General features: G+C 72.1%; 23 protein-coding genes and 1 pseudogene. 16 read left to right on the top strand and 8 right to left on the bottom strand.

Features of this window, described 5'->3' with window-relative positions; all coding sequences use genetic code 11:
• Positions 1 to 24: 24 nt before the first annotated feature.
• The gene (locus tag AB0P24_RS02230) at positions 25 to 465 is read right to left on the bottom strand and encodes a cell division protein SepF (protein ID WP_365790111.1); all 441 of its coding nucleotides are present in this window, start codon (positions 463 to 465) and stop codon (positions 25 to 27) included.
• A 1,477-nt stretch (positions 466 to 1,942) separates the two neighbouring features.
• On the opposite strand from AB0P24_RS02230, the gene AB0P24_RS02225 reads away from it, so the two are divergent.
• The 10 genes from AB0P24_RS02225 (at position 1,943) to AB0P24_RS02180 (ending at position 15,454) form a co-directional block, all read left to right on the top strand.
• Complete coding sequence (locus AB0P24_RS02225) at positions 1,943 to 3,697, top strand: FAD/NAD(P)-binding protein (RefSeq protein ID WP_365790109.1); 1,755 nt, start codon at positions 1,943 to 1,945, stop codon at positions 3,695 to 3,697.
• 150 nt (positions 3,698 to 3,847) lie between these two features.
• Positions 3,848 to 4,675 carry an LLM class flavin-dependent oxidoreductase gene (locus tag AB0P24_RS02220; RefSeq protein ID WP_365790107.1) on the top strand — a complete coding sequence of 276 codons (828 nt, stop codon included), beginning with the start codon at positions 3,848 to 3,850 and terminating at the stop codon, positions 4,673 to 4,675.
• Between the two features lie 64 nt (positions 4,676 to 4,739).
• Positions 4,740 to 5,519 carry a DUF1684 domain-containing protein gene (locus tag AB0P24_RS02215; protein WP_365790105.1) on the top strand — a complete coding sequence of 260 codons (780 nt, stop codon included), beginning with the start codon at positions 4,740 to 4,742 and terminating at the stop codon, positions 5,517 to 5,519.
• Between the two features lie 250 nt (positions 5,520 to 5,769).
• Positions 5,770 to 6,669 (top strand): S1 family peptidase, encoded by a 900-nt coding sequence (locus AB0P24_RS02210; protein WP_365790102.1) that lies wholly within the window; start codon positions 5,770 to 5,772, stop codon positions 6,667 to 6,669.
• Positions 6,670 to 6,792: 123 nt separating this feature from the next.
• Positions 6,793 to 7,629, top strand: a complete 837-nt coding sequence (locus tag AB0P24_RS02205) for a slipin family protein (protein WP_365790100.1) — start codon at positions 6,793 to 6,795, stop codon at positions 7,627 to 7,629.
• Between the two features lie 249 nt (positions 7,630 to 7,878).
• Positions 7,879 to 8,958 carry a S1 family peptidase gene (locus AB0P24_RS02200; protein WP_365790098.1) on the top strand — a complete coding sequence of 360 codons (1,080 nt, stop codon included), beginning with the start codon at positions 7,879 to 7,881 and terminating at the stop codon, positions 8,956 to 8,958.
• A gap of 521 nt (positions 8,959 to 9,479) precedes the next feature.
• Complete coding sequence (gene dnaE / locus AB0P24_RS02195) at positions 9,480 to 12,929, top strand: DNA polymerase III subunit alpha (RefSeq protein ID WP_365790096.1); 3,450 nt, start codon at positions 9,480 to 9,482, stop codon at positions 12,927 to 12,929.
• Between the two features lie 5 nt (positions 12,930 to 12,934).
• Positions 12,935 to 13,942: an ImpB/MucB/SamB family protein gene (locus AB0P24_RS02190; RefSeq protein WP_365790176.1), complete on the top strand. Its 1,008-nt coding sequence runs from the start codon at positions 12,935 to 12,937 to the stop codon at positions 13,940 to 13,942.
• 312 nt (positions 13,943 to 14,254) lie between these two features.
• Positions 14,255 to 14,449, top strand: coding sequence for a hypothetical protein (locus AB0P24_RS02185; protein WP_365790094.1), 195 nt, complete (start codon positions 14,255 to 14,257; stop codon positions 14,447 to 14,449).
• A gap of 441 nt (positions 14,450 to 14,890) precedes the next feature.
• Positions 14,891 to 15,454, top strand: coding sequence for a CGNR zinc finger domain-containing protein (locus AB0P24_RS02180; RefSeq protein ID WP_365790174.1), 564 nt, complete (start codon positions 14,891 to 14,893; stop codon positions 15,452 to 15,454).
• A gap of 288 nt (positions 15,455 to 15,742) precedes the next feature.
• On the opposite strand, the gene AB0P24_RS02175 is transcribed toward AB0P24_RS02180, so the two are convergent.
• On the bottom strand, positions 15,743 to 16,759 hold the full coding sequence (locus tag AB0P24_RS02175) for an alcohol dehydrogenase catalytic domain-containing protein (protein WP_365790092.1): 1,017 nt from the start codon (positions 16,757 to 16,759) through the stop codon (positions 15,743 to 15,745).
• Positions 16,760 to 17,243: 484 nt separating this feature from the next.
• Between AB0P24_RS02175 and AB0P24_RS02170 the strand changes: the two genes are divergently transcribed.
• From AB0P24_RS02170 to AB0P24_RS02160, 3 genes are all read left to right on the top strand, one after another.
• Positions 17,244 to 17,822, top strand: coding sequence for a TetR family transcriptional regulator C-terminal domain-containing protein (locus AB0P24_RS02170; RefSeq protein WP_365790090.1), 579 nt, complete (start codon positions 17,244 to 17,246; stop codon positions 17,820 to 17,822).
• Positions 17,823 to 17,844: 22 nt separating this feature from the next.
• Positions 17,845 to 18,219 (top strand): hypothetical protein, encoded by a 375-nt coding sequence (locus AB0P24_RS02165; protein WP_365790087.1) that lies wholly within the window; start codon positions 17,845 to 17,847, stop codon positions 18,217 to 18,219.
• Positions 18,220 to 18,625: 406 nt separating this feature from the next.
• Positions 18,626 to 19,486, top strand: coding sequence for an alpha/beta fold hydrolase (locus AB0P24_RS02160; RefSeq protein WP_181806920.1), 861 nt, complete (start codon positions 18,626 to 18,628; stop codon positions 19,484 to 19,486).
• A gap of 72 nt (positions 19,487 to 19,558) precedes the next feature.
• Here the strand turns inward: AB0P24_RS02160 and AB0P24_RS02155 are convergent.
• A pseudogene (locus AB0P24_RS02155) lies at positions 19,559 to 19,678 on the bottom strand (chitin-binding protein); the annotation flags it as partial.
• Positions 19,679 to 19,923: 245 nt separating this feature from the next.
• Between AB0P24_RS02155 and AB0P24_RS02150 the strand changes: the two are divergent.
• Positions 19,924 to 20,373 carry a GNAT family N-acetyltransferase gene (locus AB0P24_RS02150; protein WP_365790085.1) on the top strand — a complete coding sequence of 150 codons (450 nt, stop codon included), beginning with the start codon at positions 19,924 to 19,926 and terminating at the stop codon, positions 20,371 to 20,373.
• 25 nt (positions 20,374 to 20,398) lie between these two features.
• Here AB0P24_RS02150 and AB0P24_RS02145 read toward each other — a convergent pair whose 3' ends face one another.
• Positions 20,399 to 20,533 (bottom strand): hypothetical protein, encoded by a 135-nt coding sequence (locus AB0P24_RS02145; protein WP_365790083.1) that lies wholly within the window; start codon positions 20,531 to 20,533, stop codon positions 20,399 to 20,401.
• Between the two features lie 140 nt (positions 20,534 to 20,673).
• Between AB0P24_RS02145 and AB0P24_RS02140 the strand changes: the two genes are divergently transcribed.
• Complete coding sequence (locus AB0P24_RS02140; protein WP_365790081.1) at positions 20,674 to 21,300, top strand: class I SAM-dependent methyltransferase; 627 nt, start codon at positions 20,674 to 20,676, stop codon at positions 21,298 to 21,300.
• Between the two features lie 6 nt (positions 21,301 to 21,306).
• On the opposite strand, the gene AB0P24_RS02135 is transcribed toward AB0P24_RS02140, so the two are convergent.
• Both AB0P24_RS02135 and AB0P24_RS02130 read right to left on the bottom strand, forming a co-directional pair.
• The gene (locus tag AB0P24_RS02135) at positions 21,307 to 21,816 is read right to left on the bottom strand and encodes a DUF402 domain-containing protein (protein ID WP_365790079.1); all 510 of its coding nucleotides are present in this window, start codon (positions 21,814 to 21,816) and stop codon (positions 21,307 to 21,309) included.
• Positions 21,797 to 22,726, bottom strand: a complete 930-nt coding sequence (locus AB0P24_RS02130) for a GNAT family N-acetyltransferase (protein WP_365790077.1) — start codon at positions 22,724 to 22,726, stop codon at positions 21,797 to 21,799. The genes AB0P24_RS02135 and AB0P24_RS02130 overlap by 20 nt, the downstream gene beginning before the upstream one ends.
• 70 nt (positions 22,727 to 22,796) lie before the next feature.
• On the opposite strand from AB0P24_RS02130, the gene AB0P24_RS02125 reads away from it, so the two are divergent.
• Entirely contained in the window at positions 22,797 to 23,168 is a 372-nt protein-coding gene (locus tag AB0P24_RS02125) for a GntR family transcriptional regulator (RefSeq protein ID WP_365790075.1), read from the top strand.
• 316 nt (positions 23,169 to 23,484) lie between these two features.
• Here the strand turns inward: AB0P24_RS02125 and AB0P24_RS02120 are convergent, their stop codons facing one another.
• Both AB0P24_RS02120 and AB0P24_RS02115 read right to left on the bottom strand, forming a co-directional pair.
• Entirely contained in the window at positions 23,485 to 24,255 is a 771-nt protein-coding gene (locus tag AB0P24_RS02120) for a DUF72 domain-containing protein (protein WP_365790072.1), read from the bottom strand.
• 15 nt (positions 24,256 to 24,270) lie between these two features.
• Positions 24,271 to 25,383 carry a DUF5925 domain-containing protein gene (locus tag AB0P24_RS02115; protein WP_365790070.1) on the bottom strand — a complete coding sequence of 371 codons (1,113 nt, stop codon included), beginning with the start codon at positions 25,381 to 25,383 and terminating at the stop codon, positions 24,271 to 24,273.
• Between the last annotated feature and the right edge of the window lie 306 nt (positions 25,384 to 25,689).

The raw sequence follows: 25,689 nt of genomic DNA, 5'->3' as shown, positions 1-25,689 counted from the left end.
GCAGGGCCGGTGAGCGGCCCTGCCTCAGCTCTGGTTGAAGAAGCCGGCCTCCCGGCGCGAGGCCGGCTCACCGGTGACGATCTCGGTGTTCGCGGGGGTCAGCAGGAAGACCCGGTTGGCGACCCGCTCGATCGTGCCGCGCAGGCCGAAGGTCAGCCCGGCCGCGAAGTCGACCACACGCTTGGCGTCGGCCGGCTCCATGGCCGTGAGGTTCACGATGACCGGCACGCCCTCGCGGAAGAGCTCGCCGAGCGCGCGGGCGTCCCGGAAGCTGTCCGGGGTGACCGTGCCGATCCGGCGGCCCTTCTCCTCGGCGGTGTCCGAGGCCACCTTGACCCGGGGGTCGGTGACCCAGGCATCCCCGGGCTGCTCGGTCCCTTCGGAGTAGTCGTCGTCGTAGTAGCGCTCGTCATCGTTGTCGTCGACGAGGCCAAGCCAGGCACTCGCTTTGCGTACCGATCCCATGGACGCCTCCTCTCACAGCGGTCTTTTCTGCTTCCGCATCCCTATCGTCGTCCATGATGCGGATGTCGCGCCAAGTGGATAGACGCCGCACGGGGGGTTTGTGACGGTACTGGTGCAGAGCCAAAACGTCGAGAGCCCAGGTACCCCAAGGGCGTTGGCTCACACGGCTGCTGACTGTGAGTGAAATATGATTGTCTCCGGCGTCCGGGTGATGAACGGTGCGTCCGGGTGAACGGGCGGAGGCGGTTCGGGGTGTCCCCGGAGCGTTTTCGGCGGGCCGCCAGGCGGTTGGTCCGTGCGGTCGCCCGCGGCGATGGTGTCGGGAAAAGGCCTGGTGGGCGGCGTACTTGTGGGTCCGGGCACGGTCGCTCCGGGTCCGCCGCGGTGATCGCGGATGGTCCGCGCGGGGCGACCCGGCCCATCGTGGGCTCCTGTGCCCGGCTCTGACGGCGGATCAGGGGGCGCGGTCGGCTCGGGTGCGGTGGGCGGCGTCAACCGGCGTGCGGATCCGTCACCGGATACGGGTGCGCGGTGCGAGGTGGTCGCCTCGGCATTCACCTTGATCCTGTTTCTGTGACGTAAAATAAAAACATGATCGGGTGAACGTTGCCCGGAGATGTTCGCCGGCCGGAGCGCAGAACCATTTCTGCGCCGGATCTGCCCATCCGGCAACTCGTCCCGTGGTTAAGGCGCTTCCGTGCAAGCAGGCGCCATTCCCACCAGGCTCCCGAGGATTCTGGTCCTGGCCGCCCTCGCCGCCCTGCCGACGCTGCCCGGCGTCGGGCCGCGGCTTCCTGCCGGTCTCCGCGATTCGACGCCCAGGGGACCCCTTTCGTCCTCGCCGGGAACCGCTTCGACGGCGCCGAGCGGTTCGAACCGGAGGAGGTGCGGGGGCCGGGGGCGTTGGTGGACCGGGTGATCGGGCAGCTGCTTCGCAGCTCCGCGCCCCTTTGGGGCGCGTGAAGCCGGCGTTGTTCTTCGGGTGCGTAGCGCGAGGGGAGGGGTGTGCGCGTGTGAAGGCGAAGGATGGAACGCGGGGGAGAACGCGAAGAGTCCCCGCTGTCCGCGGGGCGCGCAGGGGGTCAGCTCAACAGGAACAGGACCACACGCGACCGAAGTCGATGTGGGAGCGGGTGACCAGCCACTGCTGCGGATGCATGGGCCAAGTGGAACAGGTCTCCGGTTTTCCGTCAACCGACCTGAGACGCGCTGCCCACACTCTGGACACCCTTGACAGTGAGGGGAAACGGCACCGTACAGTCGACGGACGGCCCTGCTGAGGGGCTCGGCCGTAAGAGCGCCGTACTCCGGCGCTCCGTGTGAAGGCACTCGCACCACCGCGTGCGCGTCCACCGTGTTCGATTGATCCGCCACGGAGCCTTCGCATGTCTTCCGAGACCCTTGCCAGAGCCACCCCCGCCACCGCCCCCGGCATACCCGGACCCGCGGCCGACCGCCTCACCTCGAAGGCCGCCCGATGAGGCCCCAGCTGGTGATCGTGGGAGCCGGGCCGCGGGGAACCGGGCTCCTGGAGCGCGTCGCCGCCAACGCCCCCGAGCTGTACGCCGGTTCGGGCCTCGACATCCATCTGGTCGACCCGCATCCGCCGGGCGCCGGACGCATCTGGCGGGCCGCCCAGTCGCCGCTGCTGTGGATGAACTCGCACGCCGAGGACGTCACCATGTTCACGGACGAGACGGTGCGGATGGCCGGGCCGGTGCGGGAGGGCCCCACCCTGCACGAGTGGGCGGGCCTGGACGGCCGTACCTTCGCCGACCGGCAGATCCAGGGCCGCTATCTGCGCCACGTCTACGACCGCGCCGTCGCCGACCTCCCCGAGGGCGTCACCGTCCACCACCACCCGCGCCGTGCCCTGCGGGTGAGCGGGCCGCGCGAGGGCCGTCAGCAGGTCTGGCTGGAGGGCCGGCCGCGCCCGCTCCTCGCCGACCTCGTGGTCCTCGCCCTCGGCCACCTGGACGCCGAACTCGACCCGGAACAGCAGGCGCTGGCCGCGTACGCCGACGCGCACGGCCTGCTCCACCTGCCGCCCGACTTCACCGCCGACAGCGACCTGTCCGCACTGCGGCCCGGCGAACCTGTGCTGGTCCGGGGGTTCGGGCTCGCCTTCGTCGACCTGATGGTGCTGCTCACCGAGGGGCGGGGCGGCCGGTACGACGGCGACACCTATGTGCCGTCCGGGCAGGAGCCGCTGCTGTACGTCGGGTCGCGGCGCGGAGTGCCGTACCACTCGAAGATCGGGTACGACTGGACCGGCGAACGCCCGCCGCTGCCCCGCTTCCTCGGACCCGGCGAGACCGACGAACTGCTCGCCCGGCCCGGGGGCTTCGACTTCCGGCGGGACGTGTGGCCGCTGGTGGAGAAGGAGCTGGGGTTCGCCCACTACCACCGGCTGTTCACCGTCCATCCCGAGCGGACGGCCATGGCCTGGCGGGACTTCGAGGAGAAGTACGCCGCCGCCGGGGGCGGCGCCGACGTGCGGGCCCTGGTGGCGGCCGCGGTACCGGATCCGGCCGACCGGCTCGATCTCGCGGCGCTGGACCACCCGCTGGACGGGGTGCGCTACGGGTCGCACGAGGAGTTCCAGGACGGGCTGCGCGGCTACATCGAGGCGGACCTCAGCCGCCGGCACGATCCCGGGTACAGCCCCGACCTGGCGGTGTTCCTCGGGCTGCTCTCCGTCTACGGACAGTTGGTTCGGCTCGGCGACATCGGTTCGTGGTGGCACGGGTTCTTCAGCTACCTCGCCTCCGGGCCGCCCGGCCCCCGGCTGCGGCAGATGCTCGCGCTGTCCCGGGCCGGGGTACTGCGGTTCGTCGGTGCCGGGATGACGGTGACGGCCGAGGACGGGGTCTTCCGGGCCTCCGCCGAGACCGTGCCCGGGTTTGCCGTGGAGGCGCGGGCCCTGGTCGAGGCGCGGCTGCCCGAACCGACCATGGGACGCGCCCGGGACCCGCTGCTGCGCGAACTGCACGCCGGCGAGGCCGCCGAGACGGCCGACGGGCTGCTCAGGGTGGACCCCGCCGACGGGCGGGTCCTCGACCGGGGCGGGCGGCCGCATCCCCGGCGGTTCGCGCTCGGGCCGTTCACGAACAGCCGTACGCCCGGGGCCTTCACCCGGCCGCGCACCGGAGGGCCCGCGTTCCGGCAGAACGACGCCACGGCACGCGCGGCGCTGGCCTTCCTGGCCGACCTGGCGGGATCCGTCTCATGAGCGCGGTGGCCGACAGGACGGACACCGCTGCCTCGGCTCGACGCCGATGCGGCGAAGAGGGGTTCCGACGGCGAAGAGAGGCCGCGGTGGCGCTGGGAAGCGATCGCGGCGGCGTCGGGCAACAGGTGTCCTACCGGGAGGTTCGTGGTGATGAGCGGCTCGTACGGCCGGGGGCTGCTGCATCTGGCCGCCGCCGTGGACCAGGCCGGCGTGTACGACGCGGGGCGTCACGTCGAGCTGGTCCGGCTCGCCGAGAGCGGGGGCCTGGACTTCGTGACGCTCGACGACCGGTTCGGGTGGCCGGAGACCGACGCGCTCACCGTGCTGGCGCAGGTGGCCCCGGCCACCCGGCGGATCGGGCTGGTGCCGGTCACGACCGCCCCCGAGGCCGCCGTCGCCCACCTCGACCGGGTCAGCCGGGGCCGGGCCGGCCGGTGGAGCGAGGCACCGGGGCCCGTCCCGGGACCCGCCCCGGAGCAGCCGGTCCGCATGGCCGACGCCACCGAGCCCGCCGCCCGGCAGGCCACCGCCCGGTACGCCGATGTCGCCCTGGTACGGGCCGCGAGCTCCGCGCAGGCCGCCGCCGTGCGGGCCGAACTGCGCTCCCACGCACGGGAGTTCGGACGGGATCCGGAAGTGCTGCGGGTATTGGTGAGCCTGGTGGTGGATCTGGGCGACGGGGAGCGCGCGGCCGAGCCGGGGCACGGTGGCGGCGGGCCCCGGCAGACCGCGCAGGGGCCGCTCTACCGGGGCGGCCCGGTGGATCTGGCGGAACTGGTCGCCGGCTGGCACGGTGACGGTGCCGCCGACGGCTTCCACCTGGTCCCCGCCGAACCGCGCCGCGACCTGGAGCGGCTGGTCAACGGCACCGTGGCGCTCCTCCAGCACCGCGGCCTGTTCCGCACCTTCTACCCGGGCAGCACCCTGCGCGAGCACCTCGGCCTCGCCCGGCCCGCCGGGCAGCTCGCGGCGCCCTGAAGCCCCTTGCGCACCTGAGAGACATGACGTGAGTCGTGACGAAAGCGATGGAAGGACTGATCATATGAACGCGGACGCGTCCGGCGACTGGAAGCGCTGGCACGAACACCGCGAGGAGACGGTGGCGGCGCCGTACGGGCCGCTCGCGCTGGTCGGCAGCCACTGGATCGAGGACCACCCGGACGGCCGGCTCCCGGCCGTCCCCGGAGTCTGGACCGCCGACGACGACGGCGTGGTGCTCACCGCGACGGCGGCCGACGGCCTGGCCCTGGACGGCGAGCCCTTCGCCGGTGAGATCCGGCTCGCCGCCGACCCCGAACCCTCGGCCCGGGTCACGTGGGGCGGGCGCCGGCTGGTCGTGCTGGTCCGCGAGGGCGTCTGGGGGGTACGGGAGTACGACCCGGCCGCCGGGACCCGTCGCGCCTTCCGGGGCATCGACGCCACCCCGTACGACCCGCGCTGGTCGGTGCCGGGACACTTCACGCCGTACGACGACGACCCGCGCACCGTTCGCGTCGGCACCGCGGACGGGGTGGAGCGCGCGCTCGTGCTCGCCGGGGAACTCGGCTTCACCGTGGCCGGGCGGGAGCTGACGCTCCAGGTCGCCGAGCAGGCCGACGGCCGGCTGTGGGCGGTCTTCGCCGACACCACCAGCGGGGTCACCAGCTTCCGGTTCAGGTTCCTCTATTCGGCCGCCCCGGCCGCCGACGGCTCCACCACCGTCGACTTCAACCGGGCACAACTGCCGCAGTGCGCCTTCGCGGACCACTTCATCTGCCCTTTCCCGCCGCCGGGCAACACGCTGGACCTCGCGGTCGAGGCGGGGGAGCGCCGCCTCGTCTGAGGCCTGCGACGGATATTCGACGGGGCGTCAACTGGTCCGGACCGCGACGAGATCACCCAAAGTCGGCGTGGTTCGCACCCGGCCGGGCGGCCGAAAGGCACCCTTGCGGGTACCGGTCGTTCGCCCGAATACTCCCCCTCAGCGCTTGTCAGGGACATGCGCGTCCGAAATCCGGGCGCCATCCCCTGGCTGCGCCTCACGGGCCCCGACCCCACGCGGGCCCCCGACTTCCCCTGGGAGGGAACGAAAAGTGAGGATCAAGCGCACGACCCCCCGCAGCGGTGTCACGAGACGGACCCGGCTGACCGCCGTGGGCACCGGCTTCCTGGCCGCGGTCGCGTTCGCCGTCCCCACCGCGAGCGCGAGCACCACCCACACCTTCAGCGCCACCGAGCTGAAGGCAGTGAACAGCTCCGTTCTGAAGGCGGACGTCCCCGGCACCGCCTGGTCCGTCGACAGCAAGACCAACCGTGTCGTCGTCACCGTCGACAACACGGTCTCCAACGCCGAGATCGCCAAGATCAAGCGGCAGGCGGGCGCCGACGCCGGCGCGCTCACCATCAAGCACACCAACGGCACGTTCCGGAAGCTGATCACCGGCGGGGACGCCATCTACGGCGGCGCCTACCGCTGCTCGCTCGGCTTCAACGTGCACAGCGGGAGCACGTACTACTTCCTGACCGCCGGGCACTGCGGTCAGGTGGCCTCGACCTGGTACAGCAACTCCGGGCACACCACCGTCCTGGGCACGAACGTCAGCTACAGCTTCCCGACGAACGACTTCGCGCTGGTGAAGTACACCAACAGCTCGATCGCGCACCCGAGCGCGGTCGGCAGCCAGACCATCTCCAGCGCGGCCACGCCCAGCGTCGGGACGACGGTGTACCGCCGCGGTTCGACCACCGGCACCCACAGCGGCCGGGTCACCGCGCTCAACGCCACCGTCAACTACGGCAGCGGTGACATCGTCTACGGCATGATCCAGACCACGGTCTGCGCCGAGGGCGGCGACAGCGGCGGCCCGCTCTACGCGGGTTCCGTGGCGTACGGTCTGACCTCCGGCGGCAGCGGCGACTGCACCTCCGGCGGTACGACCTTCTTCCAGCCGGTCACCGAGGCGCTGAGCTACTACGGCGTGAGCGTCGGCTGACGATCCTTCGGATCGGCTCCCGGCGGGCCCCCGTACGCAACCGGCGTACGGGGGCTCGCTCTTGTCCGAACCGGGAGTTACGGTCGAAGGACCGTTGAAGTCAGTCACCCCCTGGGGGCCGGCATGGTCGAGGCGCTGGCGGCGGCCGCAGCCGCTCTCGTGTCCGTCGGAGCGGTCTACGCGATGTCCGCGGCACGGGTCGTCAAACAGTACGAGCGGGGCGTGGTCTTCCGGCTCGGCCGGCTCCGACCGGAGGTGCGTGGACCCGGGTTCACCATGATCCTCCCGTTCGTGGACCGGCTCCAGAAGGTCAACATGCAGATCGTCACGATGCCCGTGCCCGCGCAGGAGGGCATCACCCGGGACAACGTGACCGTGCGCGTCGACGCCGTCGTCTACTTCAGGGTGACCTCGCCCGCCGAGGCGGTGGTCCGGGTGGAGGACTACCGGTTCGCGGTCTCGCAGATGGCGCAGACCTCGCTCAGGTCCATCATCGGCAAGAGCGAGCTGGACGACCTGCTGTCCAACCGCGAAAAGCTCAACCAGGGCCTGGAGTTGATGATCGACAGCCCGGCCGTGGAGTGGGGGGTCACCATCGACCGCGTCGAGATCAAGGACGTCTCGCTGCCCGAGACCATGAAGCGGTCCATGGCCCGGCAGGCCGAGGCCGACCGGGAGCGCCGGGCCCGCGTCATCAACGCCGACGCCGAACTGCAGGCATCCAAGAAGCTCGCCGAGGCCGCCAAGGAGATGTCGGAGCAGCCCGCCGCACTCCAACTGCGGCTGCTGCAGACGGTGGTGGCGGTCGCCGCCGAGAAGAACTCGACGCTGGTGCTGCCGTTCCCGGTGGAGCTGCTGCGGTTCCTGGAGCGGGCACAGCAGCAACTGCCCCCGACGGCAGGGGGCGATGGGGCCGGCGGGTCGGCAGGGGCGAGTTCCGGCCAGGGCGGCCAGGGGTAGCCGGGGGGCGGACGTCGCTGCCCGCCGTCCGCGGGCGGCCCGTGGTGTTTGCACCGCGAACTCTCCGCGGGCGACGGTGAACTGTGAGCGGTCCGCGCACCGGGGGCGCACAACCTCCGCGCACGCGAGACCTGGAGTCGACCTTGTGCGCTTCCTGCGGGGCTCGGAATAGTAGGCGGCCGTCAACCAGCCTTCCGGCCCTTGAGGTCCCCACCGCCTTGCGGGCCGCCCCCCACAGGAGGACGTGAGGTGAAGCACCGACGCATGCCCCGGCGCCGGGCGGCGCTCACCGGCGCGGGTGTCGCCGCGCTCGTCGCCGCCGGAGCGACCTTCCAGAGTGCTAACGCGAGCGAGCCCGCCATGGCCGGCGTACCGCAGGTCCTGTCCGTCCCGGCGGCCGGAAAGCTCGCCTCGACGCTCACCGCCGACCTCGGCACCGACACGGCGGGCACCTACTACGACGCCCGGTCGAAGAACCTGGTCGTCAACGTGCTCGACGGCACCGCCGCCAAGGCCGTCGAGGCGGCCGGGGCCAGGGCGAGACTCGTCGCCAACTCCCTCGCCGAACTCGACGGCGCGCGCACCACGCTCAGGCGGGGCGCGACCATCCCGGGCACCTCGTGGGCGACCGACCCGGTCGGCGACAAGGTCGTCGTCACCGCCGACCGGACGGTCACCGGGACCGACCTGGCCAAGCTCACCAAGGTCGTCGACGGACTCGGCGGCAAGGCCGAACTGCGCCGCTCACACGGGGAGTTCAAGCCCTCCATCGCCGGCGGCGACGCCATCACCGGCTCGGGCGGGCGCTGCTCCCTCGGCTTCAACGTGGTCAAGGACGGCGAGCCGTACTTCCTGACCGCCGGGCACTGCACCGAGGCCGTCTCCACCTGGTCGGACCCCGCCGGGAACGTGATCGGCCGGAACGCCCGGTCCAGTTTCCCGGGCAACGACTTCGGCCTGGTCAAGTACACCTCGGACGCGGCCCGCCCGAGCGCGGTCGACCTCTACGACGGCTCCGTCCGGCAGATCACCGGCGCGGCCGAGGCGACCGTCGGCATGAAGGTGACCCGCAGCGGCTCCACCACCCAGGTCCACGACGGGACGGTCACCGGCCTCGACGCCACCGTGAACTACTCCGAGGGCACGGTGAGCGGCCTCATCCAGACCGACGTGTGCGCCGAACCCGGCGACAGCGGCGGCCCCCTCTTCTCCGGGGGCAACGCCATCGGCCTGACCTCCGGCGGCAGCGGCGACTGCACCCTTGGCGGGGAGACGTTCTTCCAGCCGGTGACAGAGGCGCTGACGGCGACGGGGGCCCGGATCGGCTGACAGCCGTCGGCGCCCGGGCCGGCCGGACGCGTCGTATCCCCGTGCGGCCTCGCCCCTTCCGGCTTCCGAGGGGGGCGAGGCCTTCGCCATGCTCCGGCGCCGGGTGTGCCCCGGCCGGGGGGCTCCCGCGATCCCGGAGCGCAGCCGGGTCCGCCGATCGCGTGTGGCGGTGGCGCCCCTGAGGGCCGACGGCGATCGCCTGGGAGCCGGCCACCATCGACTACGGCGAGTGCTGCTCGTGTCGCAGATAGTCGTCGATGCGTTCCCTGGAATGCCGAGTGGCCACGGCGAGGTGTGCGGCGCGGGGGCGGTCCTCCTCAACTGCGGTGCCCGGCCGGAGGGCTGACGGGGCGGTGCCTGTTTCGGGCGACGCCCGTCCTTCAATAAATCGCTGATGCGTTCGAATATAAGTCGCTTGCGGGTCGCTGACCGGGGCTGATGGGGTTAGAGTAATCGAACGCGAGTGCGATGAACATATAGGGCGTATGTTCAGAAAAGGGGTGGAGTGATGGAGGTGCGGCATGACGGGCTTCGCCCATCTGCACGTCGCGTCCGGTTACTCCGCCCGCTACGGCGCCTCCCACCCCGAGCAGCTCGTCCGGCGGGCGGCCGAGCGGGGCATGTCCGCGCTCGCGCTCACCGACCGGGACACGGTCACCGGGGCTGTTCGATTCGCACAGGCCTGTGCGAAGGACGGGGTCCGGCCGGTCTTCGGCATCGATCTGGCGGTGGCGGCGCTGGCGCCCGCGCCGCCCGTCCCCCGGCGCACCCCGGCGCGCGGCGGCGCGCACGTGGTCGAGCCGCCGCTGCGGTTCGTGCTGCTCGCCCAGGACCGGGCGGGCTGGGCCCGGCTGTGCCGGATCACGTCGGCCGCCCACGTCGGCGCCGTGTCCGGTACGCCGCCGGTGGTGCCGTGGGAGGCGCTGCGCGAGCACGGCGGCCCCGGCCTGACCGTGCTGCTCGGGCCGCTCTCGGAGCCGGTGCGGGCGCTGTCGGCGGGCCGGGAGGACGTCGCGGTGCGGCTGCTGGCGTCCTGGCAGGAGATCTTCGGGAAGGATGTTCGATTGGAAGCCGTCGCGCAGAAACGTTCCGGCACCGGTCCTGGATCCCTGCGCCTGGCCGCCCGCACCCTCGCGCTGGCCGACCGCACCCGCACCACCGCGGTGCTCTCCAACGCCGTCCGCTACGCCGACCCCGACCAGCACCGCCTCGCCGACGTCCTGGACGCCGCACGCCTGCTACGGCCGATCGACCGGCGCCGGCTGGACAGCGGACAGCGCTGGCTCAGGGACGAGAGGGGAATGGCGGCCGTCGCCCGCATGGTCGCCGAATGCGCCGGAGCGGACGACCGCCGGGCCCGCCGGCTGATGGCGGACACCGCGGCCACCGCGACCGCGTGCACCGTCGACCCGGCGGCCGACCTCGGTCTCGGCACCCCCCACCTCCCCGAACCGGCACTCTTCGGCGCCGAGCCGGAAGCCGGCGGCGCGGCCCGGCTGCTCCGCCTGCGCTGCGAGGCCGGCCTGGTCCGCCGCGGCCTCGACCGCGACCGGGAGGCACTCGCCCGAATGGACGAGGAGCTCGCCGTCATCTCCCACTGGAACTACGCCGCGTACTTCCTCGCCGTCGGGCAGGTCGTCGCCGACATCCGGGCCAAGGGCATCCGGGTCGCCGCCCGCGGCTCCGGCGCCGGCTCCCTGGTCTGCCACGCCCTGGACATCGCCACCGCCAACCCGCTCGACCACAGCCTGCTGTTCGAACGCTTCCTGAGCAGGCGCCGGGAGTCGCTGCCCGACATCGACATCGACGTGGAGTCCGCCCGGCGCCTGGAGTGCTACGACACGATCTTCGAACGCTTCGGCAAGGAGCGGGTGGCGGTCACCGCGATGCCCGAGACCTACCGCGCCCGCCGCGCCCTGCGCGACACCGGCCTCGCCCTCGGCATCGCGCCCGCCGACGTCGACCGGATCGCCAAGAGCTTCCCGCACCTGCGCGCCTGCGACATCACCGGCGCCCTCGCCGAACTGCCCGAACTGCGGCAACTGGCCGCCGAGGCCCACCGGTACGGCCCCCTGTGGGAGCTCGCCGAGGGCCTCGACTCGCTGGTCCACGGCATGGCCATGCATCCCTGCGGCGTGGTCATCAGCGACGCCACCCTCCTGGACCGGCTGCCGGTGCAGCCCACACCGCAGGGCGACTACCCGATGGCCATGGCCGCGAAGGAGGAGATCGAAGCGCTCGGCAACATCAAACTCGACGTCCTGGGCGTCCGGATGCAGTCCGCGATGGCGCACGCCGTCACCGAGATCGAACGGACCACCGGCAGCCGTATCGACCTGGACGACCCCGAACAGGTACCGCTCGACGACGTCTTCGCCTTCAAGCTCATCCAGTCCAGCCAGACCCTGGGCCTGTTCCAGCTGGAGTCGCCCGGTCAGCAGGACCTGCTGTCCCGGCTCCAGCCCCGCGACGTGCAGGACGTCATCGCCGACATCAGCCTCTTCCGTCCCGGCCCGGTCGCCGGCGGCATGCCCGAGCGGTACATCGCCGCCCGTCATGGCGGTTCACCCGGGTATGCGCACCCCGACCTGGAGCCGGTGCTCGCGGACACCTACGGCGTGACCATCTGGCACGAGCAGATCATCGAGACCCTGCGGGTGCTGACCGGCTGTGACCGGGCCTTCGGCGAGGTCACCCGGCGGGCGCTCGGCGACAAGGAGCAGCTGCCCAGGATCAGGGACTGGTTCCACCAGCGGGCCGGCGCGCGTGGCTACAGCGCGGCCGTGCGGGACGAGGTGTGGAAGACCGTCGAGGCCTTCGGGGCGTACGGCTTCTGCCGCGCCCACGCGGTCGCCTTCGCCGTACCCGCCCTGCAGAGCGCCTGGCTCAAGGCGCACTACCCGGCGTTCCTGCTGGCCGGGCTCCTCGAACACGACCCCGGGATGTGGCCCAAGCGGGTCCTCGTCTCCGACGCCCGCCGCCGCGATGTCCCCGTCCTGCCCGTCGACATCAACAACTCCCGGGTGCGGCACACCGTGGAGAAAACCGACGGAGACCGGTGGGGCGTGCGGCTGGCACTGTCCGCGGTGCACGGCATCAGCGAGGCGGAGTGCGCCCGGATCGAGGAGGGGCAGCCGTACGGTTCGCTGTCGGACTTCTGGCAGCGGGCCCGCCCCAGCAGGCCGGTCGCCGAGCGCCTCGCCGAGATCGGCGCCCTGAACGGTCTGCACGACGGCCGCCTCACCCGGCGTGACCTGCTGCTCCAGATCGCCGAACTCCATCGCCAGTCCCGCAACCGGTCCGCGCACGAGGGTCAGCTGCCCCTCACCGCGGACGCCGTCGGCGGGGCCGAGCCGAGCGGGCTGCCGGAGATGACCGGTCGCGAGGCCCTGAGCGCCGAGCTGAGCACGCTCGGCATCGACGTCTCCCGGCACCTGATGGAGCATCACCACCGGCTGCTGCGCGAGATCGGCGCGACCGACGCGGCGCACCTGGCCGGTATGCGTGCCGGTCAGCAGGTCCTGGTCGCGGGTGTACGGGCTTCCACCCAGACCCCGCCGATCGCGAGCGGCAGGCGGATCATCTTCGTCACGCTGGAGGACGGGTCCGGCCTGGTCGACCTGGCCTTCTTCGAGGACTCGCACCCGGCGTGCGCACACACCGTCTTCCACAGCGGGCTGCTCCTCGTCCGCGGCACGGTCCAGGTCCGCGGCAGCCGTCGTACCGTCGTCGGCGCGATGGCCTGGGACCTGGACGAGATCGCCGCCGCCCGCCGCGACAACGGCCCCGAGGCCGCCCTCGCCCTGCTCGGCGCCCGCCGCCCGCACCCGACCCCCGCCCAGCCGCGGCGCACCCTGGCCGACGGCACGGCGGGCGCCCGCCTGCACCCGTACGCCGACCTCCAGCCCGCCGGCACCCGCTCGGCCGACCTGAAGAAGTTCGGCCACCGAAGCCCCGGGAGCGCGGGATGAGCGGGATGAGCGGGATGAGCGGGAAGACGGGGACGAGCGCGCGGCGGCGGCACATCGCCCACCTCCACCTGCACGCGGCACTGACCGAGGCCCAGTACGGCGATGTAATCGAACTGATGTCTGGAATCACGCCGCACGTCCAGGCCGTTCCGCCCGACGCCGTCCAGCTCGACCTGACGTCGGCGCTCCGGTACTTCGGACTGTCCCCTTACGACGTAGTGCAGTTGGCGAAGATGAGACTGAAGGCCCTCTACGGCATCGACAGCAGCGCCGGGCTCGCGGGCAACCGCATGCTGGCGGCCATGGCTGCCGACGCGTCCGGGCCCGGGGACACCACCTGGGTTCCCGTCGGGCAAGCGGCTGACTGGCTGTATCCGCGGCCGGTCACCGCGTTGCCCGGGGTCGGCCGCGGCACGGCGGAAACGCTTCGCAGGTACGGTCTGCACACCATCGGCCAGATCGCCGACCTGCCCGCGGGGACCCTGCAACGGCTCCTCGGCGCGGGCCCCGCCCGGCTGCTGGCCGAACGCGCCCGCGGCCACGACCCCCGCCCGGTCACCCCCTCGGAACCGGCGGCGCACCTGGCCGCCGACCTCGTGCTGGAACGGGACTGCCTCGACCCGGCGCGGCATCACCGAGCCGTCCTGGAACTCGCCGACCAGATCGGACAACGTCTGCGCGGCGAACACCGGATCGCCGGTCGGCTCACCCTCACGGTGCGGTATGCCGACCGCAGCTCCACCACGCGCACCCGCACACTGCCGGAGCCGACCAGCCACTCGCCCGCCCTCGCGGCAAGTGCTTTGGGTCTGCTGAACGCGCTGGGGCTGCAGCGCGCAAGGGTCCGCGCTTTCGCGGTCCGCGCAGACGCCCTGCTGCCTGAGGGCGATGCCTACCGCCAGCTCTCCCTGGATCCCGGCGACGATCGCGCCCGAGCAGCCGAGGCGGCCGCCGACCGCGCCCGCTGTCGCTTCGGGCTGAAGGCTGTACGGCCAGCGACTCTGGCTGACTGACTGGTCGGCTCGCCGGAAGGCGGCCTTGGAGGCCACGCCGGCCGCCGCGGGCGATGCAGGTGACGGTCACCCGCCCGTAGCCGCGTTCGGCGAACGGAGGACTCGCCTGGGACGAGGCGGTTGCCGCTGGGGGCGCCGCCTCGCGGAGCGCCCGCGCGCGGCGGCACCGAGGCGGGACGACCCCCGTCCGGCTGGGGCCGGATGCGGTGGCGAACATGTGCGTCACTGCCTTGACAGGTGACGATCGGCCGGTGCAGCCTTGGTGTCATCGAGCCCTGGTAAGACAGGTCGCTACGGCGGAGAGGAAGCACCATGGAAGCCGAAGGTGTGAGGGACGCGGCAGCGGCAGCGCGGCATGCGCGGTTCGGCCGGCTGCCGGAGCGTATCCGCTTCCATCAGATGGTCGAGGAGAAGAAAGCGGTGCCGAGCGGTGCGGCGGCCGACTCCTACAACCCCGAAGGCGCCTGGAACCACTTCTCGTGCCTTGCCCTGGACCTGGGCCTGTGAGTGCCGGCCGGTGGCTGCGTGCATAGTGACAGTGCCTGTCGGCCGGTGACGGCGGCGGTGCCAGCCCTCGTCGAGTTCTGACACCGCCTGGGGGCCTGCGCGGGTTCCTGTGCGCGGCTGTCGAACCGGGTCCTGCGGGACACGTGCGGGGTGGGGTTCCGCACGGTGCGGAGTGCGTCGAGGCTCCTGGCCTCACGGGCCTCATGCCTCCACTGCCCCCGGTGGCCCGGTCGAGCCGGGGCCGGACCGCCACAGCGGGCACGGCCGCGGAGCCCGCGCGCACCGGGGGTGCTCCTCGGACACCACAACCGGTAGCCACCAGTGGTGCTGACGCCACGGGCCGCACGGCTCCCGGCGTAGGGGGCGCCGTGACGAACCGAATACCCACGGCTGTGGGCCTTCTTTGTCCTTTTGCCCATCACTGGTCAAACTGGTGACATGATGCATGTCTTCAAGTGTGGTCACCCGGTGCTGGACTTCGTCGGAACCCTGCGGGCGCGGCGCACTGCCGAGCCCGTCGAAGTACTCACTTCGCCGGAAAGCCTCAACGCCTGGTTCCGTGAGTCCGGCATCGCGGACGGGGACACGCCGTGCAAGCCGGCCGACCTGGAGGAGGCGGTGGCACTGCGCGAGGCGGTCTACCTGCTCATCGTCGCCAGGCTGGCGGGTGACGTCTACGACGCCGACGCGCTCATGCTCGTCAACAACAGGGCCCGTACCCCGTCCGCCATCCCGCAGCTGACCCACACGGGGCGACGGATCGAAGCCACGGCGCAGCAGGCTCTGTCGTCGATTGCCCGGCAGACCATACAGCTCCTCGGCGGACCGGACGCGGCGCTGCTCAAGGAGTGCAGCAGGCCGGAGTGCACCCAGGTCTACGTCGACCGGTCGCATGGAAGCCGCCGCGAGTGGTGCGCTATGGATCCGTGCGGAAACAGGGTGAAGGCGGCCGCCTATCGAGCGCGCAAGCGCAGGAGTGAGGCCCCCACGGCGCAGGCGCGCTGACACGGGCACGTACAGGGCGTGCCGGGCGCCGACCGCCGCTGGTCCCTGAAGAGACTCGGCACCGCCGAAACCGCGGTGATGCCGAGTGCTGGAGCAGTCAGGGCCGAGCGTGCCGCCGGGGAAACCGGTGGGCAGCTCCAGCGCTCTTCTCGCCCTTGTCCACGGCGAAGGCGGCGGCGTGACGAGCGCCTTGGCGTTTCGGGCCGCCGGAGACGGCCGGGGGCGCCGGGCCCCTGCCGGCCCGCGGGGCGGCAGGGGGTGGGGCGTTCCGCCCGGCGCCATCAGGGATCAGGCCGCCGCGTCGAGCACGACGCGGAAGCGCGCCTCGCCTGACAGCATGCGCTCGTAGGCTTCCGGCGCCCGGGTGAAGGGCACGACCTCGATGCTGGCGCGGATCCCGTGGGCGAGCGTGAAGGCGAGGTTGTCCTCGTTCTCGATGGCCGACCCGGTCAGGCTGCCGACCAGGGAGCGCGTGCCGAAGATCAGGTCAGGAGTGGCGACGGTCAGCGGGTCGGGCGCTGCACCGAGCACGACGAGCCTGCCGTTCGGTGCGAGGCCGCGGACCAGCGGATTCATCGACGCGCCGCTGGACGCCGTGGCCACGATGAGGGAAGCACCGCCCAGGGCGCCGAGTGCGGTTCCGGGATCGGTGGCGGTGCTGTCGATGTACTCGTGGGCGCCGAGCTGCCGTGCGTACGCCTCCTTCTCCTTCCCGCGTGCCACGGCGGCGACCCGGTAGCCGAGGCTGCGTGCGTACTGCAGGGCCAGGTGCCCCAGCCCGCCGATGCCCTGCACGGCGACCAGCGCGCCGGCTCTGGTCGGTCCCTGCTGGAGGGCGCTGAAGCTGGTCAGTCCGGCGCACAGCAGCGGAGCGGCGTCGATCGCGGACATGCCGTCGGGGACCCGCACCAGCCCGCTGGCCCGGGCATAGGCCACCTCCGCGTACCCCCCGTCGACGGTGGTTCCGGTCTGCTCCTGGTTGGTGCAGTTCACGAAGTCACCGCGGCGGCACGGCTCGCACTCCCAGCACTGGCCGTTCAGGAAGCCGACGCCGACACGGTCACCGGGCTGCCAGGCGGTGACGCCTGCCCCGACGGCGTCGATGACGCCGACGAGCTCATGGCCGGGAACGACGGGGCGTGAGGGGTCGCCGCGCCACCCCTCCACGGCCAGCACGTCGGTGTGGCAGACACCGCAGGCCTCCACACGCAGGCGTACCTGGCCTGGTGCGGGGTCGGTCAGCTCTCGCTCGACCAACTGGAGGTTGTGGACGCCGGTGGCCTCGAAGGCCCGGTATGTGGGCACGACTGCTCCTGAGTGTGGTGCTGCCCGGGAGGGCAGGGGGTGGGTGCCGCGGCCGACGGCTTAGGGCGCACCGCGGCGGGCGCGGCCTCGGCTCGGCGGCGAAGTTATCAAAATGACCGGTCGTCTTAAAACGCTACCCCATCTCCGTCCTCGGGTGCACCCCTGCCCCGCGGTGGATGCCGCGAGGGGTGAGGTGCCTCCTCCCGCGGCGGGGCGGCCAATACGGTGCCGCGTGGTTCCCGTCTGCGGGCTCGGCGCGTCGGGATCATGGTCCCGGCGGGAGTGTGCGGCCTTCGTGGCGCCGGGTGGGGAAAGGAACTCAAGACCGTTGCGCGGCTTCCCGGCTACAATATGGTCGGTCATCTTGATTGGCGGCGCCGCTTTCCACGACTCGCGCGTCGACGACCTCTCGCCGCGCGCGTACCTGCGGAGACACCTCCGGTGCCGTACGAGGTGCCTGACGCGTCATCAGAAGGTAGGAATGATGGGACGAGCGTCCAAGCGGGAGGAGATCGCGCAGGCGGCCTTCCGGCAGTTCCACGCGCAGGGCTTCAACGCCACGGGTATCAGCGACATCGTCAAGGACGCGGGTGTTCCCAAGGGCTCGTTCTACAACCACTTCTCCAGCAAGGAGGAGAGCGCCCTGGAGGCGCTGGACCGGTACGGGGCCTCTTTGCGTTTCGACATGCTCATGGCGCCGGACAGCCCCCCGCTGGACAGGCTCCGGGCGCACTTCGAGTACCTGAGCAAGGACACGGTGGACAACGGGTTCGTCCGTGGATGCCTGGTAGGCAACTTCGGTGCGGAGGTCGCCGACCACAACGAGGAGATCCGGGCCGCGGTCAAGCGGGGGTTCGACCGGTGGGCGGCGCGGATCCGGCAGGTGCTCGCCGAGGCCCAGGAAGCGGGTGACCTCGACGGTGATCTCGACATCGAGGCCACGGCGCTGTTCATCCTCAGTGCGTGGGAGGGCACGCTGATTGCCGCACGCGCCGACAAGTCGGCTTCGGCCGTGGACGCGTTCTTCCGTACCGTCTTCGGCGTGGTGCTGTGCCGGAACTGATCGTCCTGTTCGACGGCTCGCCGTGAGCGTCGTGTTCTCCGGCGACACGACCGTGACCGCGAACCTCGTCACCCTCGCCAGGCACACGGACGTCCTGGTCCACGAGGCCGTGTATCCCGCGGGTCTGGCCGCCCTGGGGGCGTCGCAAGCCCTGGTCGACCGCATCCTGGCCACGCACACCGACGTCGTTGAACTCGGCCGGATCGCCGAGGCCGACGCCGGTGCCCTGGTGGCAACCCGTCTGGGCCCGGGCGGCCCCGCCGCCGTACCGGACGCGACCTGGCGGCGGCGCCTGCTCTCGGACGGCGCGCGCCGTTCCGGTTACGGCGGCCGCGTGCCCCTGGGCGCGGACCTGATGCACGTCCCGGTACGACCCGCCCGTGCCCGTCGGGGCTGAATTCCGCCCGGGGAATCACGCGACGGCCGGGTCACCGCGAGCGAACAGCGGCGCTACTTGCCGCGCGGCAAGCCGAACGCCGGCCGCCCGCGCGGGGCCGCGGCCATCGGGCCGACGCCGGCCGCAGGGGTGGTGGGGGGCGGGGCGAACTGCTGGGCGAGGGTGATGTGCGGGTGTTGGGTGGGTATTTGGCGCGGATCGCTCCCTATGCTGCGATCAGCCCTGCCTGGTGATGGTTCGTCAGGGTCGCGGGTGAGCCACTGGTTATCACTGGAAGTTTTTACTGACGCGTAACTTCACGCTTCCACTACTCGTCCGTAACTTGATGAGTGAACAGCATCCTCGTGATCCGGATCACAGGGCGTAAGGCCGTCGCACCTCCCTTGAGCCGCAAGGAGATCACTCGATGCTGCCCTGGAAACGAGTGCTCAGACCCCTGACCGCGCTACTCCTGGCCGCCGCCGTCGCCACCGTTCCCGCCGCCACCGCCCACGCGTCGAGCGCCCCCAGCACCGGCTGGAACGACTACTCCTGCCGCCCCTCCGCCGCCCACCCCCGCCCCGTGATCCTGGTCCACGGCACCCTTGGCAACTCCGTCGACAACTGGCTCTCCCTCGCCCCGTATCTGGAGGACCGCGGCTACTGCGTCTTCTCCCTCGACTACGGCCAGCTCGACGGCGTCCCCGTCTTCTACGGCCTCGGCCCCATCGACAAGTCGGCAGAGCAACTCTCCGCCTTCGTGGACAAAGTGCTCGCCGCGACCGGCGCCGCCAAGGCCGATCTCGTCGGCCACTCCCAGGGCGGCATGATGCCCCGCTACTACCTGAAGTTCCTCGGCGGCGCCGCCAAGGTGAACGCCCTCGTCGGCCTCGCCCCCGACAACCACGGCGCCACCATCAGCGGCCTCACCAACCTGCTGCCGTACTTCCCCGGCGCCACGGACCTGATCAAGGCCACCACCCCCGGCCTCGCCGACCAGATCCCCGGCTCCGCCTTCCTCACCAAGCTCAACGCGGGCGGCGACACCGTCCCCGGAGTGCACTACACGGTCGTCGCCACCAAGTACGACGAGGTGGCCACGCCCTGGCAGAGCCAGTACCTGACCGGCTCCGACGTCCACAACGTCCTGCTCCAGGACCTGTGCTCGCTCGACCTCTCCGAACACGTGGCGATCGCGCTCTTCGACCGCATCGCCTTCCACGAGGTGGCCAACGCGCTCGACCCGGCACACGCCACCGCCACCACCTGCGCGTCGGCGTTCAGCTGAGCCACGGCCCAACTGAACGCCGCCGGGGCCTGTCCGGCCTGAGCCGCCGGTCAGGCCCCGGAGCCATGAGGGTCAGCGCCGGGGCGCCCGCCGCCGCACCGACAGGAAGACCGCGCTGGAGCCCAGTGCCAGGGTGGCCGCCCCGCCGATCGCGAGGTACGGCGCGGAGCCGTCGCCGCCGATCGCGGCGAGCGTCGTCGCCGGATTTCCGGCGGGCGCGGGCGCGGCGGCGACCTGACGGCGGGATGCGCGCATGCGGGACTCCTCGGAACGGTCCTCGGGGCGGGCTCGGTCCCGCCGGGCTGGATCCCGTGGGGGCGATCAGAAAGCTAGCCCCAAGAAACCGTGGAATCGCCTGCTGGGAGCGGGCGAAGGAGATCCTTATGGTCGTCTTAAGGGAGTGCTCAGACTGCGCTGAGGTAGTTAGCGTTCACACCATGACGGACGACGAGATCCGGCCCGCCCGGGCCGCCGACGTGCCGGCCGTGAAGGCCGTGACCGACATGGCGTACCACCCCTACGTCGCGCGGATCGGGGTGGTGCCGCAGCCCATGGAGGCGGACCACATGGCGAATGTGTCCGCGGGCCGGGTGTTCGTCGTCGGGGAGCCGGTGATCGGGCTCGTCGTCATCGAGGCACACGAGGACCACCTGTTCCTCGACAGCGTCGCCGTCCACCCCGACGCGCACGGCACGGGGGTGGGGCGGCGGTTGCTGGCCTTCGTGGACGCACGCGCGCGTGCGCTGGGCCTGCCCGAGGTCAGGCTCTACACCAACGCGCTGATGTGGGAGAACCGGAAGCTGTATCCGAGGTACGGCTACGAAGTCGTCGAACGGCGTGTGGACGGGCCCTACGACCGCATCCACTACCGCAAGCGGCTGAGCTGAAAGGGCGCGGGGAAGACCGGCACGGTCAGCCGTCCGGCCACCAGGTGCGTGCGATGTCCTTCCGCACCTCCGGGCGTCCCGCGGGGCGCTCGTCGGCCTCCTCGCGGATCCGACGGCTGTCCGTCCTCTTCAGGGGCTTGTGCACGGTTGTGCGGCGCATGCCTGCCTCCTTCAGCGCCTACCGAGTTCCGCGTTGTCACGGAGGTAGACCCTTGTGGCGAGAGTTCCTCATCGATGCCGGTCTGTCAGTGGTCGCTGTCACACGGATCGAGTGTCAGTGGTGGGTGTCACGCTGGGGGCATGACGAACGACAGTGATCAGACAGTTGCGGTGTGTGTCGACTGGGATGCGGAGGCCGCCACCTTCGACGCGGAGCCTGATCATGGGCTGGGCACGCCCGAGGTGCGCGCGGCCTGGGCTGAGCGGCTCCGGGCGTGGCTGCCCGGCCGCCCCGCCGATGTCCTCGACCTCGGCTGCGGCACCGGCAGCCTCGCCCTCCTCGCTGCCGAGCAGGGCCACCGCGTCACCGGGGTGGACAGCTCCCCGGCGATGGTGGCGCGGGCCCGCGCCAAGCTCGCCGGCCGTGACGCGGTGTTCCTGCTCGGCGACGCCGCGGCGCCGCCCGTGGGCGAGCGGCTGTTCGACACCGTGCTGGTGCGGCATGTGCTGTGGACGCTGCCCGATCCCGCGCGCGTGCTGCGGCACTGGCGGGGCCTGCTGCGCCCTGGCGGGCGGTTCGTGCTGGTGGAGGGGGTCTGGGGGACCGTGACTCCCCCCGGTGCGCCTGTCGGAATACCCTCCGGCCGGCTCACCGCCCTCCTCGCGCCGCTCGCCGCGGACCTGCGCGTGGAGCCGCTGTCCGCGCAGGCGGTGCTGTGGGGGAAGGAAGTGGACGACGAGCGGTACGCGGTGGTGGCGACGGTGTGAGGGGTTTCAGGCCGGCAGGGACAGCCGATCGGTGAAATCCGGTTCGTGGGCCAGGGCCTCCAGCGTGTCGAGCGCGGTCACCGCCGCCGCGGCGGCCTCCGGGTCCCGCTCCGCCAGCCCGCTCTCGGCGAACTCGTCCTCGTCCAGGCGCCGTACGTCCCCGCCGTCGGCGGAGCGCCACAGGTCCAGGTCGAGGTCCTCGACGACCAGCCGGCCGCCCGCCAGCGTGGCGGGGCGCGTGACGTCGCAGTACCAGCCCTTCAGTGTGCCGTCGGCGGCCCGGACCTCCTTCACCGCGTACCAGCGGTCCCGCCAGTAGACCTCGGTGAAGACGTCGCCCTGTTCGAAGCGGACGAAGCCGAAGTCGCGGGGCGTGTCGCCGGCCCAGGGGGCGCGCACGGCGATCCGGTTGCCGTCGTCGTGCAGCAGCACGGCGGGATAACTGATCTTCGTGCGGCCCGCCTTGACCAGCACGACGTCCACCGTGCCCGTCGGCTCAGCCGAGTTCCCGGACATACCTGACCTCCGTCGCGCAGATCTCGTACCCGAACCACTTGTTGATCGCCAGCATCGGGCCGTTGCCGCTGTCGTTGCCCGTGAACGCCTCCGTGCGGCCGGTGGCGCGGGCGCGGTGCAGGGAGTCGTTCTTGGCGAGCTTGGCCAGGCCCCGGCCGCGGAAGGCGCGGGCGGTGCCGGTCATGATGGTGCCGTACCGTGTGCCGCCGTCGGTGCGGGCCGCGCTGAAGGCCGCGGGGCGCCCGTCGACCAGGACGACCGAGGTCAGCTCCCGGCTGAAAAGCGGGTGCCGCCAGGTCTCGTCCAGCCAGGCCTCGTAGTCGGCGAACTCGAAGTCGATGTCACCCGGTTCGTCCCGTATCGTCTCCGCGTCGAGGTCGAAGAGAGGGCGCGGGTCGTCGGCGAAGTCGGCGGCGGTGCGCAGCTCCACGCCGGGCGGGGGAGTCCGCAGCGGGGGGAGCGTGCCGTGCGCCAGGTCGAGACGGAGGAAGTGGGCGGAGCGGCTCGCGGTGTAGCCGCGGCGCTCGGCGAAGGCGCGGTTGGACGGGGCGTCCAGGACCCAGGCGTACGACGTGCTCCCGCCCACCGCCGACAGGTGCGCCTCCGCGGTACGGACGAGGAGGGCGCCGGCGCCCCGGCCGGTGCGCTCCGGATGCACGTACACGTTGGCGAAGCCCTGGCCCGGTTCCGTGCTCTCGTGGGCGAGGCCGACCTGGGCGGTGCCGATGACCTCGCCGTCGTCCTCCGCGATCAGCAGACGGAAGCGGGCGTCGGGGTGGGCGTGCGTGAGATCGTGGACCAGGGACTCGGGGGTGCACAGCATGTAGGGCAGGGCGAGCCGCCGGACCCGGGCGAAGTCCTCGGCGTCGGACCGGACATCGGGGCGCAGGTCACGCACGATCACTGTCATGGGGCGCACGCTATGCGGGGACGTGTGCGGGATGCCTCTCATTTTCCGGCGGGTGCGGGAGAATCGGGCCGTGACCTTGAAGATCCACATCGATGACAGCGCGCCGCCGTACGAGCAGGTGCGGGCGCAGATCTCCGAGCAGGCGCGGGGCGGGGTGCTGCCGGTGGGGTACCGGCTGCCGACGGTCAGGGGGCTGGCCGAGTCGCTGGGCCTGGCGGTGAACACGGTGGCCAAGGCGTACCGGGCGCTGGAGACGGACGGGGTGATCGAGACGCGGGGCCGCAACGGCACGTTCGTCGCCGCGGCGGGCTCCGCCGCCGAACGCGAGGCGTCGCTGGCCGCCCAGGCCTACGCCGAGCGGGTGCGGCGGCTGGGGTTGGGCGAGGAGGAGGCGCTGTCCGCGGCGCGCGATGCCCTGCGGGCGGCCTACGGGGAGGGCTGAGGGCGGCCCGGCACCGCCCGGATTCCGTCGTCGTGGCTGATGGCCGTGGCGGCGGAAGAGAAGACCGACGGCACCAAGCGACCGGCGGGGAGAGGCCAGTTCGGGGGGAGGGGTGAGCTGGTGGGGAGGTGTGGTCGGGGAAGGGGTGAGGTGGCCGGGAGAGTGAGGCCGTGAGAAGCCGTGTGAAGCCGTGGGTCGGGGGGAGTCCTGAGGCCGCCGCTCCGGTCGTTTCGCCTCTGCCATCGCTTCCTTTCCGCCGCCGCGACGGTGTCCGGCGGTGCCGTACTCCGCTCGGCCCGACTCGGGCAGCGCGGCGTCAGCCGCTCGTGCTCAGCTGCGGGGTGCGGGTCACCGTCAGCCCAGCCCGTTCCGCCGCTCTCCCGAACGCCACCGCGTCCCGCACCGCCGCCCCGCCCGGGTCGTTGTTGAAGTACGTGTAGACGTCGGTCTTCTTCGGGTACGCCGTGGCGATGCGGTCGGCCCACGTTTCCAGGCAGCGGCGGCCGTAGCGGGGCCAGGGGTGGGCCCGGCCCTGGTGGAAGCGGACGTAGGCCCAGTCGGTGGTGCGCCACAGGGGGTTCATGGGGCGGGCCTGGATGTCGGCCCAGCACAGGGCCGCGCCCCGGGACTCCAGGACCTCGCGGGTCTCCCGCGTCCACCACGAGTCATGGCGGGGCTCCACCGCCACCCTCGTACCGCGGGGAAAACACGCCAGGCAGGCGTCCAGCAGTGCCGGGTCCGCCCTGAGTGTCGGTGGGAGTTGGAGGAGGACCGGGCCCAGCCGGTCGCCGAGGCCCGCGGCATGGGTCATCAGGCGGTCGACCGGCTCCGCGGGGTCCTTGAGGCGTTTGATGTGCGTCAGGAAGCGGCTCGCCTTGACCGCGATCACGAAGTCCGGCGGGACCCGGTCCCGCCAGGACTCGAAGTTCTCGCGGGACGGGAGGCGGTAGAAGGCGTTGTTCAGTTCGACCGTGGTGAAGTGCTCCGCGTAGGTCTCCAGCCACGAGCGCACGGGTACGTCGGCCGGGTACAGGACGTCCCGCCAGTCCTTGTACTGCCAGCCCGACGTTCCGATGAACAGGGGCATACCCCCATCAAAGCACTACAGATACAGCCCCGCGTCCGCGTCCTCCCGCGCCCCCGGTACCGAGGTCGGCGCGGTGCCCCGGCGCAGCGCGTACAGCTCCGCCAGGGTCGCTCCGTCCCGGCCCACACCCTCCTCGGTGCCGAGCCAGTTCACCGCCTCGGGACGGCTCAGCGGGCCCACCTCGATACGGGCCAGGCAGCGGCCGGGGCGGACCACGGCGGGGTGCAGCCGCTCCAGGTCCTCGTTGGTGGTGACGCCGACCAGCACGTTGCGGCCCTGGCCGAGCAGGCCGTCGGTGAGGTTCAGCAGCCGGGACAGCGCCTGGCCCGCCGTGTGCTTGGCCTCGCCGCGGATCAGTTCGTCGCAGTCCTCCAGCAGCAGGAGCCGCCAACGGCCCTTGCCGGCGCCGTCCTCCTCGCCGATCGCGATGTCCATCAGGTAGCCGACGTCGGAGAAGAGCCGCTCCGGGTCGAGGACGCAGTCCACCTGGCACCAGTCCCGCCAGGACCGGGCGAGGGTGCGCAGGGCGGAGGTCTTGCCGGTGCCCGGCGGGCCGTGCAGCAGCAGGAGCCGGCCGGCGATGTCCTCCGGGGTCGTCTTCATCAGGCGGTCCATCGCGTCCGCTACCGGCGCCGTGTAGTTGGCGCGGACCTCGTCCCAGGTGCCCGCGGAGATCTGCCGGGTGGTGCGGTGCGGGCCACGGCGCGGGGAGACGTACCAGAAACCCATGGTCACGTTCTCCGGCTGCGGTTCCGGCTCGTCCGCCGCGCCGTCCGTCGCCTCGTTCAGCACCTTCGAGGCCAGCTCCGCGGTGGTCGCGGTGACCGTGACGTCCGCGCCCCGGTTCCAGCGGGAGACCAGCAGGGTCCAGCCGTCGCCCTCCGCCAGGGTCGCGCTGCGGTCGTCGTCGCGGGCCACCCGCAGCACCCGCGCCTCCTTCGGCAGCAGGGTCGCCCCGGAGCGCACCCGGTCGATGTTCGCCGCGTGCGAGTACGGCTGCTCGCCCGTCGCGAAGCGGCCGAGGAACAGCGCGTCGACGACATCGGACGGGGAGTCGGAGTCGTCGACGTTCAGCCGGATCGGCAGCGTCTCGTGCGGCTTGGCAGACATGCGGCCATGATCCGTCACCGGGGCCCGCCGCGCACCCGTTTTCCGAAGCGGGAGGGGAGTGTCGGGCGCGCGCCGAGCTTCCGGAGTACCCCGAGGAGGCCAGGCGCACAGCCCGGCGCGCCCCCGATCCTGTGGCACGGCAGGTGATCGCCGGCACCCGCCTCCGGGGCGATGTCCGCGACCACTGTTGTCCTTGACGGGACGTCATGGGCGGAATTCAGGAGCTCGGCGGTGGCGGCTCACCGCCCTGCTCGGGGTGGGCGTGGCCGCACTCGTCCTGATCGTGACACCGATCAGCACACTTCCCGGAGGCGGCGCCGGCAC

Source organism: Streptomyces sp. NPDC086519, from assembly GCF_040686075.1.
In the GTDB taxonomy this organism is placed as follows: Bacteria; Actinomycetota; Actinomycetes; order Streptomycetales; family Streptomycetaceae; genus Streptomyces; species Streptomyces shenzhenensis.
The sequence above is the reverse complement of the archived record's forward strand: the minus strand, read 5'-3'. Positions and strand labels throughout refer to the sequence as shown.